Source organism: Citrobacter sp. Cpo045 (genome assembly GCF_030332875.1).
Taxonomy (GTDB): domain Bacteria; phylum Pseudomonadota; class Gammaproteobacteria; order Enterobacterales; family Enterobacteriaceae; genus Citrobacter; species Citrobacter portucalensis.
Genome location: NZ_JAOWGZ010000105.1, coordinates 16,023 through 29,718, shown reverse-complemented (window position 1 = coordinate 29,718; position 13,696 = coordinate 16,023). Strand labels below are relative to the sequence as shown.

Below are 13,696 nucleotides of genomic sequence, written 5' to 3'. Positions count from 1 at the left end.
ATTACACGCAGTAAATAAAAAATCCACTTAAGAAGGTAGGTGTTACATGTCCGAGCTTAATGAAAAGTTAGCCACAGCCTGGGAAGGTTTTACCAAAGGTGATTGGCAGAATGAAGTAAACGTACGTGACTTCATTCAGAAAAACTACACTCCGTATGAGGGTGACGAGTCCTTCCTGGCTGGCGCAACTGATGCGACCACTGCACTGTGGGACAGCGTGATGGAAGGCGTTAAACAGGAAAACCGCACTCACGCGCCTGTTGACTTTGACACCTCCGTTGCTTCTACCATCACTTCTCACGACGCTGGCTACATCAACAAAGCGCTCGAGAAGATTGTTGGTCTGCAGACTGAAGCTCCGCTGAAACGTGCGATCATTCCGTTTGGCGGCATCAAAATGGTTGAAGGTTCCTGCAAAGCGTACAATCGCGAACTGGACCCGATGCTGAAAAAAATCTTCACCGAATACCGCAAAACCCACAACCAGGGCGTATTCGATGTTTACACCAAAGACATTCTGAACTGCCGTAAATCCGGTGTTCTGACTGGTCTGCCAGATGCGTATGGCCGTGGCCGTATCATCGGTGACTACCGTCGCGTTGCGCTGTACGGTATCGACTACCTGATGAAAGACAAATACGCTCAGTTCGTCTCTCTGCAGTCCGATCTGGAAAACGGCGTAAACCTGGAAGCAACTATCCGTCTGCGTGAAGAAATCGCTGAACAGCACCGCGCTCTGGGTCAGATCAAAGAAATGGCTGCTAAATATGGCTGCGATATCTCTGGTCCGGCTACCAACGCTCAGGAAGCTATCCAGTGGACTTACTTCGGCTACCTGGCCGCAGTTAAATCTCAGAACGGTGCAGCAATGTCCTTCGGTCGCGTATCCACCTTCCTGGATGCTTACATCGAACGTGACCTGAAAGCAGGCAAAATCACCGAGCAAGACGCACAGGAAATGATCGACCACCTGGTCATGAAACTGCGTATGGTTCGTTTCCTGCGTACTCCTGAATATGATGAACTGTTCTCCGGTGACCCGATTTGGGCAACTGAATCAATCGGTGGTATGGGCGTTGATGGCCGTACTCTGGTTACCAAAAACAGCTTCCGATTCCTGAACACCCTGTACACCATGGGTCCTTCTCCGGAGCCGAACATCACTGTTCTGTGGTCTGAAAAACTGCCTCTGAACTTCAAGAAATTCGCCGCTAAAGTGTCCATCGACACCTCTTCTCTGCAGTACGAGAACGATGACCTGATGCGTCCGGACTTCAACAACGATGACTACGCTATCGCTTGCTGCGTAAGCCCGATGGTTGTTGGTAAACAAATGCAGTTCTTCGGTGCGCGTGCAAACCTGGCGAAAACCATGCTGTACGCAATCAACGGTGGCGTTGATGAAAAACTGAAAATGCAGGTTGGTCCTAAATCTGAACCGATCAAAGGCGACGTTCTGAACTTCGACGAAGTTATGGACCGCATGGATCACTTCATGGATTGGCTGGCTAAACAGTACGTCACCGCGCTGAACGTTATCCACTACATGCACGACAAGTACAGCTACGAAGCCTCTCTGATGGCGCTGCACGACCGTGACGTTATCCGCACCATGGCGTGTGGTATCGCTGGTCTGTCCGTTGCTGCTGACTCCCTGTCTGCAATCAAATATGCGAAAGTTAAACCGATTCGTGACGAAGACGGTCTGGCTATCGACTTCGAAATCGAAGGCGAATACCCGCAGTTTGGTAACAACGACTCTCGCGTTGATGACATGGCGGTTGACCTGGTAGAACGTTTCATGAAGAAAATTCAGAAACTGACTACTTATCGTAACGCTATCCCGACTCAGTCTGTTCTGACCATCACCTCTAACGTGGTTTATGGTAAGAAAACTGGTAACACCCCAGATGGTCGTCGTGCTGGCGCGCCGTTCGGACCGGGTGCTAACCCAATGCACGGTCGTGACCAGAAAGGTGCTGTTGCCTCTCTGACCTCCGTTGCTAAACTGCCGTTTGCTTACGCTAAAGATGGTATTTCTTACACCTTCTCTATCGTTCCGAACGCTCTGGGTAAAGACGACGAAGTTCGTAAGACCAACCTGGCTGGTCTGATGGATGGTTACTTCCACCACGAAGCGTCCATCGAAGGTGGTCAGCACCTGAACGTGAACGTCATGAACCGCGAAATGCTGCTGGATGCGATGGAACATCCGGAAAAATATCCGCAGCTGACCATCCGCGTTTCTGGCTACGCAGTACGTTTTAACTCCCTGACTAAAGAACAGCAGCAGGACGTTATTACTCGTACCTTCACTCAGACCATGTAATTGGTTTTGACTGAAATCGTACTTTAAAAAGCGTACAATAAAGGCTCCACGTAAGTGGGGCCTTTTTAATAGCCTGCTTTGTCAGCTATCTATACTTATATACTCGATGGATTTCGAGTTGCATTGAGGCGGCAACGGAGTGAATCCCCTGGAGCGTACAGAAGTACGTGACTGGGGTGAGCGAAGGAAGCTAACAAAGATGCAGCTTGAAAGACGAAAAGTATGGATAGCAGCCAAAACAGACTCGACACAGTTAATAACTGTGCACTAACACTGGCCCCGGATGGGCCACACCTGGAGAAACACCGCAATGTCAGTTATTGGTCGCATTCACTCCTTTGAATCCTGTGGCACTGTTGATGGCCCGGGCATCCGCTTTATTACCTTCTTTCAGGGCTGCCTGATGCGCTGCCTGTATTGCCATAACCGTGACACGTGGGATACACACGGCGGTAAAGAAGTCACCGTCGACGAATTAATGAAAGAGGTGGTGACCTATCGCCACTTTATGAACGCATCCGGCGGCGGCGTGACGGCGTCTGGCGGCGAAGCTATCCTGCAAGCTGAATTCGTACGTGACTGGTTCCGCGCTTGTAAAAAAGAAGGTATTCATACCTGTCTGGATACCAACGGTTTTGTTCGCCGCTACGATCCGGTGATCGATGAGCTGCTGGAAGTCACCGACCTGGTCATGCTCGATCTCAAACAGATGAACGATGAAATCCATCAGAATCTGGTCGGCGTATCTAACCATCGTACGCTGGAGTTCGCGCGTTACCTGTCAAACAAAGACATCAAAGTGTGGATCCGCTATGTTGTCGTACCTGGCTGGTCTGATGACGATGACTCCGCACACCGCCTCGGAGAATTTACCCGCGATATGGGTAACGTTGAAAAAATCGAGCTGCTGCCTTACCACGAGCTGGGCAAACACAAATGGGTAGCAATGGGCGAAGAGTACAAACTGGATGGCGTCAAACCACCGAAGAAAGAGACCATGGAGCGCGTGAAGGGCATTCTCGAGCAATATGGACATAAAGTGATGTATTAAGTTTTAGCCACCACGAAACGGCTGCCCTGAACGGCAGCCGTTTTGCTATCTAAGCGACAACCACTCGAATTAAAGGAAAGGACGCCATGCGGTTATTCATTTCTGGCATGTTGCTGTTATCTGCCCAATACGTAAATGCCGCCAGCAACTGTGATATCAACGCCATTGTGCAACATGCGTGGCCGGATGCAAAACTGACAGCGGAAGGCAAGCTACTCACACAGCATAATCAGGTTATCGATATCACAGGTAACTCACCGCAAAGCGCAATTTGCCGTGTCTGGCCAGCCCACCCAGAACTGACCCTAGCGGCGATTCCGCTGATGGCACAACAATATAGCGATTACGATCGCATTGGCGATCTGGAGCTTCTGGTACTGGATTCCACAAGCCTCGACGTAAAACAGCGGCTACACCTGCCCGAACGTATGAATGACGATGCCATTCAAATTACCGGTCTGGCGCTGGATACTGCGCGCTGGAAAGTTACCCCAGATCAGACCGCATTTGGCTTACGAGTCGCCCGCACCGGCAGTTCCCGTGTAAATCCTTTTAGTGAAGATGCGCTATCGCTGTTTGTTATTGAAAATAATCAACTACGGGCGGTATTAAACGGAATCGTACTTGAGAATAGCACCGGTGAATGGGACGGGAACTGTGTGGGAACATTCCACGATATTAAACGCACCCTTGCCCTTGCGCCTGATTCACATAATGGGTACATCGATATTCGGGTAAACGAGAAAAACGTGGAATCAACGGCCTATACAGACGCCAACGAGCAGTGCGCATCAAAGGATAAACCGGGGAAAGCCAGTTGGGTACTGCGTTATGATGGCAAACAGTATGCCATCCCAAAAGAACTGTCCCCGTTGTTTTGAGAGGCAAAGCAGGAGATAGCATCACTATCTCCTGCTCTTCTGCCACACTTGTCTTTAGCGTCCTCTTCTCGCCAGTAGCGGGAAAATCAATCCCAGCCCAACCAGCACAAATGGCGTCACGATATTCAGCGTGAGCTGGAATGTCCACTCAGGGGTAAAGGCTTCCATTTTCGGGAAAATCCCGGTCAGACAGGCAAATGCGGTAAAGGCAAAGCACCAGATCCCCACGGTCATCGCAAGCGAGCGGTTGCGAATAAAGACATATTCCGATTTATATTTTTGCGCCAGGCGAATAACGGCAATGAACGCCACAAACACCCATAAATAACGCAATGGCATCACGACAGAGTTAAGATTCAATAGCCATTTATACAGGTTGTTCATATCGCCAATTCCCAGTGTTGGCAACATAATCAGAATCGCCACCAGCACCAGCGTCAGAATATAACCATTTACCGGCGTACCGGAAGCGTTGGTTTTACACAGGCTCTCGGGAATATATTTACGATCAGCATCACCCAGCAGAACTTTAAGCGGTGCATCAATAGAAAATACCAATGCCGCAATCTGTCCCAGCGTATTGGCAATCGCGTAAATAACCATCAGCGAATTACCCATACCATAATACTCACCCAATTTCTGGAAGGCGTAATATTGACCATTCGTCATCAGGTCATCTGGAATATGCCGGGAGTCAAACATCATTCCCATAGCCAGCGACCCGAGAATCGCGCATACCGCTACCATAACAGCCAGAACGAGCATCCCTTTTGGAAATTCTTTGCCCGGATTACGTGTCTGATTAACGTATGGCGAAATTTTCTCCGCACCGCCCACGGCAAAGACCAGCATGGAGATCGTGGTAATGTAGGTAAAATCGATGTGCGGGATAAACGATTCCCAGGTGATATTGGTTGTCGCTATTTGCACATCCGTAATTGCAGGCGCGGTTACCGCCATCACGACATACAAAATGGACATCACAAACATCGCGATGCCTGCAACTGACCCAACAATTTTCAGTGACTTCATGCCACGGGACGCAACCCACATGAAAAAGACAAACAGCGCCAGCGTCAGCCCCTGCAACGCCACGACGGTGTACTCTTTAATCAACGAACCATCGCCCTTCAGCGCCCATCCCAGCGCAATCAGAATAGCCTGCGGTTTTTGCGCCAGATAAGGTATATGAACAACCCAATAGGTCCAGGCAGCAAGATAGGCCAACCCTGGCCCCATAGTATGTTTAATCCAGGTACTGACGCCGCCTTTACCCTCTTTAAAGGTTGAGCCAAGCTGCCCGACGATCAACGCATAAGGAATAAAATAGAGCGCGAAAATAAATATCCAGGAGGAGACAACAACCAATCCCTGATTAGCATAGTTGTTGACGACGTTACCAAAACCCCAGACGGTAATAAATGACATTAATGCAATGTTGTACCATCGCAATTGTTTTTCCTGCACACCAGCCATACGCAATCCTTTGTGGAAGCTTTTTGATTATCAATATATGAGGCGTGGGATTATGCGCGGTAAAATGAGCGAGCGGAAACGGCAGGATGTAAAACTATAACCTTCTGCACACTTTATTTTCAGGACAGACGTGTGCGATTAAATAATGCAGGTTCCCATAAAGCATACATAAACAGTATGTATGGGAACCTGTTCATATTCTGTTAAATCAGGTCAAATGTGCGCAATGGAATTGGGCGTATGGCCCGTCTTACGCAGCAGCATTAGTAAATAAATAAACGATACGCTGGCGATCATGATAAACAGCAAGCTATCTGAATAATTCTGCATCAGCATCGCAGTAAACGAAGGTCCCAGCAGACTGCCCACGGTATAGCTCAATAGCAATGCCTGATTCATGGCGACCAACTGATGATGTTCCACCTTTTCACAGGCCCAGGCCATCGCGACCGGATAGAGGGTAAAGCCTGCCGCACCCAACATAAACAACGCGGGTGCCATCGCCGCCTGGTTCAGCATGGCGATACTCCCGACGATCACCACGAAGACCTGGACGCGTAAAACCAGCAGACGTCCCAGCTTATCCGCCAGACGGCCAATCGGCCATTGCCCCAGAATACCGGCACTTACCAGAACCGCCATCCAGAAACCAATGCTGGCGTTGCTCACCCCCTGATGGTTGAGATACAGCGGCATCAGGCCATACAAAGACCCCAGCACGATCCCGGAAATAATGCAGCCATTAACGCCCAGGCGCGCCTGACGCAACCTCAGCATGGAGACAATAGGCGTAGACTGCTGTTCATCGCCCTGCTGATTAGCAATGCGCGTAAAGAGCAGTGGCAAAACACCCGCCAGGATAGTACCCGTCACCCACGGCAGGACGTTCATCAATTCTGTTGATACTTTACTAACCAGCAGTTGGCCTAAAAACGTTCCCACATAATAGATCATCATATAGGCGGCAAGTAACCGTCCGCGATTACGGGACGTCCCGCTGCACATCAGCGCGCTTTCCACGACCACCCAGATCATGGCGCAGCCAACACCGGCGATAAAACGCCATGTCATCCAGCTCCAGAATCCCACCATAATCCCCAACCCGACACAGCCCGCGGCAAAAATAAGCGAGGCGATGTAATAGCTGCGGTTAAAACCAAGGTGTTTTATTAAATACCCTGTCAGCAACGTCCCTACCAGATTACCGGTAAAGTAAGACGAGCTCACCACGCCTACCTGCCAGGTAGGCAGATTTTCATGGGCGAGCCAAAGCGGGACGAGCGTGTTTAACACAGCGATCGCCAGGGTCAACAGAAGTAGCCCGCACAGCAATAGCATGACGGGACGGGTATAGGTGGACATGAATAAAAACCGTGAGGAAGTTCAAATTTCATGCGCATCATGCCACTGCTAAAAACATTGTCAATCGGCGGAATCAGAGGGCTGAGGCGCTTTCTGGTCGATCGATTTGCATTACTGATTCTTAATGTGAATAGATAAAAAATACAAAAACACATCTGCTTGTTTTTATTGATCTAAAACAAAAATCTCGCGTTACGTTCAGTCGAAAAATTTCATGGACTCCCCTTACTTTTATTTCTTACTAAACTCTATGCGGGATGCTGAGCTGCATTGTCTTCAAAATAGAACAGTGAGTTCTTATTTATCTATCTAATCCAAATATCGTTCTTTTCGTAGACTTAAACTCATCAAATTTCCCCCACTGATACTGAACAGGAGAAATACCATGACTAAACCTTACGTAAGACTTGATAAAGACAATGCGGCAGTACTGCTGGTCGACCATCAGGCTGGCCTGCTCTCTCTGGTTCGGGATATCGATCCCGATAAATTTAAAAACAACGTGCTTGCGCTCGGTGACTTAGCAAAATACTTCAACCTCCCAACCATTCTGACAACCAGTTTTGAGACAGGACCAAACGGACCGCTGGTACCGGAACTGAAAGCTCAATTTCCAGATGCGCCCTACATTGCTCGCCCAGGAAACATTAACGCATGGGATAACGAAGATTTCGTGAAAGCAGTAAAAGCGACCGGCAAAAAGCAGCTGATTATCGCTGGTGTCGTGACGGAAGTTTGCGTCGCTTTCCCAGCGCTCTCGGCTATTGAAGAAGGTTTTGACGTCTTTGTTGTCACCGATGCTTCAGGCACGTTTAATGAAATTACCCGCCATTCAGCATGGGATCGGATGTCTCAAGCAGGCGCTCAATTGATGACATGGTTCGGAGTAGCATGCGAACTGCACCGCGACTGGCGCAACGATATCGAAGGTCTGGCGACGTTGTTCTCTAATCACATTCCGGATTATCGCAATCTGATGACCAGCTATGACACGTTAACTAAGCAGAAGTAAAGACTGGGGCAAAACCCTGACCTGACATGTAGCCGGATAGCGCGCAGCTTTAAGGCCTACGGATATTGTAGGCTTGATAAAGCACGAGGCGCCATCCGGCGTATTATGGATTAACTCGCCACCGCCATACCGACGGTCATATGCAGCCCGTAGAACACGCCACGACCAATCAGCTCGCCGACTAACAGCAGAAAAAACGCGACAGAAAGCAACGGAACGGCAGGCTGGTAACCCTTCACTTGCGGTACTATCCAGCAGCACAACGCTAACGCCAGTGCCACAATCCGCCACGCCATCAGCGAACCGTAATCCGGAACCAGCGCAGAGGCCTGTTGAATAGAACTATGGATCGTCGCCAGTTCAGTCCCCTGCATTACCGACATGATGGCACTCACGACCAGAGCAAGCACTGATATAGCCGGCAGCAGGCGCATCGCCCAACCATCCACGCCAGCAATTCTCAGTAACAGATATCCCAGCAGCGGACCGCCCATAAACATCGTCAGGAAGAATCCCAGCGGTGTCCAGACGCTGTACCAGGTCGGTACGGTATCGATGGTGTTATACACGCGCACCATCATCCAGACAAAAACCACACCCAGCACCATGGTGACAACTAACCACAGATTGCGTAATGCGGGCGACATTTTCTTCAACATAGCCAGCAGCCAGCCGATACCGCCAACGGCAAAGAAGAGTGAGCCGCTGGCAATTTCGTTACTCAACGCAGATGACCCAACGCGATTGAGTGAGTTAAAGGCGCGCATCGGTGAGCCCAAATGGAGCATGGAAGCAATAAATCCAATGCCCATTAATACCCACAGCCCAAACATGCAGGTAATTACGCGTTGCTGCGATTCTGGGCGTAAGCCCCCTTTCATCAACGCCAGCGCCAGAACAATAAAACCGCCAACCACACACTGTCCGAAGACCGTGAAGATCATCAGCGGCCATTCATGCCATCCACTTCCCATCTTACACCTCCTTCGGATTAGCCAGATAACCTGTGGTATCCCCGGTCGGGCGGCTATTGGCGTTAGGTTTGATGACAATGCTCGGTTTGGTAAAGTGCGCGCCCGGCAGTGGCGCAACCGCAGCCAAAGTACCGTGTTTTTTGCGCAGTTCATCAATTGGTCCAAAATCCAGCGCACGCAGTGGACAGGACTCGACGCAAATAGGTTTCTTACCTTCAGCGACGCGCTCATGGCAACCATCGCATTTGGTCATGTGCCCTTTGTCAGCATTGTACTGTGGTGCACCGTAAGGACAGGCCATGTGGCAATAGCGGCAGCCGATGCACACATCTTCATCGACAACGACAAAGCCATCTTCACGTTTGTGCATCGCACCGCTCGGACACACCTTGGTACAGGCCGGGTCTTCACAGTGGTTACACGCAATGGAGAGGTAATAGGCAAAGACGTTCTGATGCCAGACGCCGTTGTCTTCCTGCCAGTCACCGCCCGCGTACTCATAAATGCGGCGGAAGCTGACTTCAGGGGTTAAATTTTTGAAATCTTTGCACGCCAGTTCGCAGGTTTTGCAACCGGTGCAACGGCTGGAATCAATAAAAAATCCATACTGGGTTGTCATCGGTTACTCCTTACACCTTTTCAACCTGAACAAGGTTCGTGTGTGATGGGTTCCCCTTCGCGAGAGGAGACGGACGCTGGGTCGTCAGGACGTTAATACAACCGCCCTGGTCCACGCGTTTTGCGTCCGGGTCATACCACGCCCCTTCGCCCAATGCCACCACGCCAGGCATCATACGCGGCGTTACTTTCGCCTCGATGTGCACTTCACCACGATCGTTAAAGATGCGCACCTTGTCGCCGTTGTTAATGCCGCGTCGCTGTGCATCCATCGGGTTGATCCACATTTCCTGACGGCAGGATGCTTTCAGAACATCCACGTTGCCATAGGTCGAGTGGACGCGAGACTTATAGTGGAAGCCGGTCAACTGCAGAGGGAATTTCTCCACCAGCGGGTCGTTTAAGCTCTCAAAACCTGGGGTATAAATCGGCAGTGGATCAATCACATCACCTTCCGGCAGTTCCCAGGTTGACGCGATCTCGGCAAGCTGCTGCGAATAAATTTCGATCTTACCTGACGGCGTGGTCAGCGGATTGGCGTTAGGATCCTCACGGAACGCCTTGTAGGCCACGTGATGTCCCTGTGGGTCGCGCTGTTTAAAGATCCCCTGTTTGCGGAATTCTTCAAACGTTGGCAGTTCAGGAATGGCTTTGCGCGACTGCTCGTACAGATGACGCATCCACTCTTCCTGAGTACGACCTTCTGTAAACTGCTGCTCAACACCAAGGCGTTTCGCTAGCTCACTGGTCATCTGGTAGATAGTCTTGCATTCGAAGCGTGGTTTGATCGCCTGATCGGTGAAAATCACATACGACATATTTCCGCAGGAGGCATCCAGTGCGAAGTCCATTTGCTCCGAAGCGGTGCAGTCCGGCAGCAAAATATCCGCGTATTTCGCCGAGGAGGTCATATGGCAGTCGATGACAACGATCATCTCGCACTTCTTATCATCCTGTAGGATTTCATGTGTGCGGTTGATATCAGAGTGCTGGTTAATCAGACAGTTACCGGCATAGTTCCAGATCATCTTAATCGGAACATCGAGCTTATCTTTGCCACGAACACCGTCACGCAGCGCCGTCATCTCCGGACCTCGCTCAATGGCGTCCGTCCACATAAACATAGAGATGCTGGTTTCGACTGGGTTTTCCAGCGTAGGCATACGTTCAAACGGCAAACTGTATGAGCCCTCACGCGCCCCGCTGTTGCCGCCGTTAATCCCAACGTTACCGGTAAGGATTGCCAGCATAGAAATGGCACGAGTCGCTATTTCACCGTTAGCATGACGCTGCGGTCCCCACCCCTGACTGATATATGCCGGTTTAGCGCTACCGATTTCACGTGCCAGTTTGACGATTCGATCAGCAGGAATACCGGTAATTTGCGCTGCCCATTCCGGGGTCTTGGCGATACCGTCTTTGCCCTGCCCAAGAATATACGCCTTATAGTGACCGTTTTTCGGTGCGTCGGCCGGTAAGGTTTTCTCGTCGTAACCCACGCAGTATTTATCAAGGAACGGTTGATCAACCATGTTTTCGGTGATCAGCACATACGCCAGACCATTCACCAATGCCGCATCGGTACCTGGGCGGATCGGGATCCATTCATCCTCACGACCCGCGCCGGTATCCGTGTAGCGGGGATCGATAATGATCATGCGGGCATTGGATTTTTGTCGCGCCTGTTCAAGGTAATAGGTTACCCCACCCCCGCTCATACGGGTTTCACCTGGGTTATTCCCGAACAGAACCACCAGCTTGCTGTTTTCAATGTCGGACGGGCTGTTACCGTCTGCCCAGCCGCCGTAGGTGTAATTCAACCCGGCAGCGATTTGCGCTGAAGAGTAGTCACCGTAGTGGTTAAGGTAGCCGCCGCAGCAGTTCATCAGACGTGCTACCAGCGTTTTTCCTGGCGGCCAGGAGCGTGTCAGGGTGCCGCCCAGCGTACCCGTGCCGTAGTTCAGGTAGATAGACTCGTTGCCGTAGTCTTTAATAAGACGCTGCATATTGCTGGCAATGATGTCGTAGGCTTCATCCCAACTGATGCGCTCAAATTTGCCTTCTCCACGTTTGCCGACGCGTTTCATCGGGTATTTCAGCCGGTCGGGATTATAAACGCGACGACGCATGGAGCGACCACGCAGACAGGCGCGTACCTGGTGCAAGCCGTCATAGTTGTCATCACCGGTGTTGTCGGTTTCAACATACTTTATTTCACCGTCTACCACGTGCATACGCAGAGGACAGCGGCTACCACAGTTCACCGTACACGCGCTCCATATGACTTTCTCATTGGCCTGTGTCGGATTAAGGGCTTCTGCAGCATTTGCAATACGGGTAAATGGCAGGGTAAACGCGCTACTGGCCACCGCCAGTCCGCCTATCGCCGTCGTTTTCACCAAACCTCGGCGACTAACCTCAGCTGCCAGCATGGCATCGGGGATCTTAGTTTTCATAGTGGCTCACTCTGCTGCTCACAATAAACAAAAGAGAAATACTCGTTATATAGATTTTTATATAGCGTTAATATCAATATACAGACTGGTAGATACTGAATTTGCGAAAAGACAGAGATAAATACTGACTTTCATTCGAAGGCAGTATTACTCCTATGGAGGTAGGTGTTATTGTCCGACGTCAAACGGGCATAAAAAAAGCGCCCTGAGGCGCTTTTTTAGCAAAGAAAGGTAGCTTAGCCGATAAATTCCAGGCCATTCATGTACGGACGTAACACTTCCGGAACCTGAATACGGCCATCAGCCTGCTGATAGTTTTCCATCACCGCAACCAGCGTACGTCCAACCGCCAGACCGGAACCGTTCAGCGTATGTACTAAACGGGTCTTTTTGTCGGATTTGCTACGGCAACGCGCCTGCATACGACGAGCCTGGAAATCCCACACGTTGGAGCAAGAGGAGATTTCGCGATAGGTGTTCTGCGCCGGGATCCACACTTCCAGATCGTACGTTTTGCATGCGCCGAAGCCCATGTCGCCTGTGCACAGGATGATCTTACGGTACGGCAGGCCCAGCAGCTGAAGAACCTTCTCAGCATGGCCGGTCATCTCTTCCAGCGCGTCCATAGAGTCTTCCGGGCGAACGATCTGCACCATTTCAACTTTATCGAACTGGTGCATACGGATCAGACCACGGGTATCACGACCGTAAGAACCTGCTTCAGAACGGAAGCACGGCGTATGCGCGGTCATTTTGATCGGCAGCGCATCTTCGTCAATGATTTCGTCGCGAACCAGGTTGGTCAGCGGAACTTCTGCCGTTGGGATCAGCGCATAGTTGCTGCTGTCAGCTTCTTCATCCAGCGGACGGGTGTGGAACAGATCGCCAGCAAATTTCGGCAGTTGCCCTGTTCCGTACAGCGTGTCATGGTTAACCAGATACGGAACGTAGTTTTCGCTGTAACCATGCTGTTCGGTATGCAGATCCAGCATGAACTGAGACAGCGCACGGTGCATGCGCGCGATCTGCCCTTTCATCACGACGAAACGAGAGCCGGTAAGCTTAACCGCAGCGGCAAAATCAAGACCCGTGTGCATTTCACCCAGGGTAACGTGATCGCGCACTTCGAAATCAAACTCACGCGGAGTACCCCAACGGCTGACTTCAACGTTGTCATTTTCATCTTTACCCACCGGAACGTCGTCCGCTGGCAGGTTAGGAATGGTCAGCGCAATGTCGCGGATCTCGGCCTGTAAGGTATCAAGTTCAGCTTTCGCGGCATCCAGCTCTTCGCCCAGTTTGTTCACTTCCAGACGTAAAGACTCGATATCTTCCCCGCGCGCTTTTGCCTGGCCGATGGATTTCGATCGAGAGTTACGCTCTGCCTGCAGGTTTTCAGTTTGTACCTGCAGAACTTTACGACGCTCTTCAAGAGCGCGCAGCTTATCTACATCCAGCTTAAAGCCCCGGCTTGCCAGTTTTTCTGCGACTGCGTCTGGCTCATTACGCAGCAGATTGGGATCGAGCATGCTTATCC

General features: G+C 50.7%; 10 protein-coding genes. 4 read left to right on the top strand and 6 right to left on the bottom strand.

All coding sequences use genetic code 11. From position 1 onward, the window contains the following. The first annotated feature begins 46 nt into the window (after positions 1-46). The 3 genes from pflB (at position 47) to OGY13_RS21175 (ending at position 4,261) form a co-directional block, all read left to right on the top strand. Positions 47-2,329, top strand: coding sequence for a formate C-acetyltransferase (gene pflB / locus OGY13_RS21185; RefSeq protein ID WP_003035753.1), 2,283 nt, complete (start codon positions 47-49; stop codon positions 2,327-2,329). A gap of 310 nt (positions 2,330-2,639) precedes the next feature. Continuing rightward, a complete protein-coding gene (gene pflA / locus OGY13_RS21180; RefSeq protein ID WP_003035751.1) occupies positions 2,640-3,380 on the top strand; it encodes a pyruvate formate lyase 1-activating protein in 741 nt (246 codons plus the stop codon). 86 nt (positions 3,381-3,466) lie between these two features. Continuing rightward, positions 3,467-4,261 (top strand): PA3715 family protein, encoded by a 795-nt coding sequence (locus OGY13_RS21175; protein ID WP_250153069.1) that lies wholly within the window; start codon positions 3,467-3,469, stop codon positions 4,259-4,261. Between the two features lie 54 nt (positions 4,262-4,315). On the opposite strand, the gene OGY13_RS21170 is transcribed toward OGY13_RS21175, so the two are convergent. Then, complete coding sequence (locus OGY13_RS21170; protein WP_003035749.1) at positions 4,316-5,737, bottom strand: amino acid permease; 1,422 nt, start codon at positions 5,735-5,737, stop codon at positions 4,316-4,318. Positions 5,738-5,950: 213 nt separating this feature from the next. Continuing rightward, the gene (locus OGY13_RS21165) at positions 5,951-7,099 is read right to left on the bottom strand and encodes an MFS transporter (protein WP_003831907.1); all 1,149 of its coding nucleotides are present in this window, start codon (positions 7,097-7,099) and stop codon (positions 5,951-5,953) included. 385 nt (positions 7,100-7,484) lie between these two features. On the opposite strand from OGY13_RS21165, the gene ycaC reads away from it, so the two are divergent. Then, a complete protein-coding gene (gene ycaC, locus OGY13_RS21160; protein ID WP_003035746.1) occupies positions 7,485-8,111 on the top strand; it encodes an isochorismate family cysteine hydrolase YcaC in 627 nt (208 codons plus the stop codon). A gap of 110 nt (positions 8,112-8,221) precedes the next feature. Here the strand turns inward: ycaC and OGY13_RS21155 are convergent, their stop codons facing one another. The 4 genes from OGY13_RS21155 to serS form a co-directional block, all read right to left on the bottom strand. Further along, positions 8,222-9,085 (bottom strand): dimethyl sulfoxide reductase anchor subunit family protein, encoded by an 864-nt coding sequence (locus OGY13_RS21155; protein ID WP_213752060.1) that lies wholly within the window; start codon positions 9,083-9,085, stop codon positions 8,222-8,224. A gap of 1 nt (position 9,086) precedes the next feature. Next, the gene (gene dmsB / locus OGY13_RS21150) at positions 9,087-9,704 is read right to left on the bottom strand and encodes a dimethylsulfoxide reductase iron-sulfur subunit DmsB (RefSeq protein WP_003831905.1); all 618 of its coding nucleotides are present in this window, start codon (positions 9,702-9,704) and stop codon (positions 9,087-9,089) included. Between the two features lie 10 nt (positions 9,705-9,714). Beyond that, positions 9,715-12,159 carry a dimethylsulfoxide reductase subunit A gene (gene dmsA, locus OGY13_RS21145; protein WP_008784257.1) on the bottom strand — a complete coding sequence of 815 codons (2,445 nt, stop codon included), beginning with the start codon at positions 12,157-12,159 and terminating at the stop codon, positions 9,715-9,717. Positions 12,160-12,395: 236 nt separating this feature from the next. Continuing rightward, positions 12,396-13,688, bottom strand: a complete 1,293-nt coding sequence (gene serS, locus OGY13_RS21140) for a serine--tRNA ligase (protein ID WP_003831902.1) — start codon at positions 13,686-13,688, stop codon at positions 12,396-12,398. Between the last annotated feature and the right edge of the window lie 8 nt (positions 13,689-13,696).

Coding starts and splice junctions, on each gene's coding strand:
- pflB (WP_003035753.1), top strand. CDS start 47: ATGTCCGAGCTTAATGAAAAGTTAGCCACAGCCTGGGAAGGTTTTACC.
- pflA (WP_003035751.1), top strand. CDS start 2,640: ATGTCAGTTATTGGTCGCATTCACTCCTTTGAATCCTGTGGCACTGTT.
- OGY13_RS21175 (WP_250153069.1), top strand. CDS start 3,467: ATGCGGTTATTCATTTCTGGCATGTTGCTGTTATCTGCCCAATACGTA.
- OGY13_RS21170 (WP_003035749.1), bottom strand. CDS start 5,737: ATGGCTGGTGTGCAGGAAAAACAATTGCGATGGTACAACATTGCATTA.
- OGY13_RS21165 (WP_003831907.1), bottom strand. CDS start 7,099: ATGTCCACCTATACCCGTCCCGTCATGCTATTGCTGTGCGGGCTACTT.
- ycaC (WP_003035746.1), top strand. CDS start 7,485: ATGACTAAACCTTACGTAAGACTTGATAAAGACAATGCGGCAGTACTG.
- OGY13_RS21155 (WP_213752060.1), bottom strand. CDS start 9,085: ATGGGAAGTGGATGGCATGAATGGCCGCTGATGATCTTCACGGTCTTC.
- dmsB (WP_003831905.1), bottom strand. CDS start 9,704: ATGACAACCCAGTATGGATTTTTTATTGATTCCAGCCGTTGCACCGGT.
- dmsA (WP_008784257.1), bottom strand. CDS start 12,159: ATGAAAACTAAGATCCCCGATGCCATGCTGGCAGCTGAGGTTAGTCGC.
- serS (WP_003831902.1), bottom strand. CDS start 13,688: ATGCTCGATCCCAATCTGCTGCGTAATGAGCCAGACGCAGTCGCAGAA.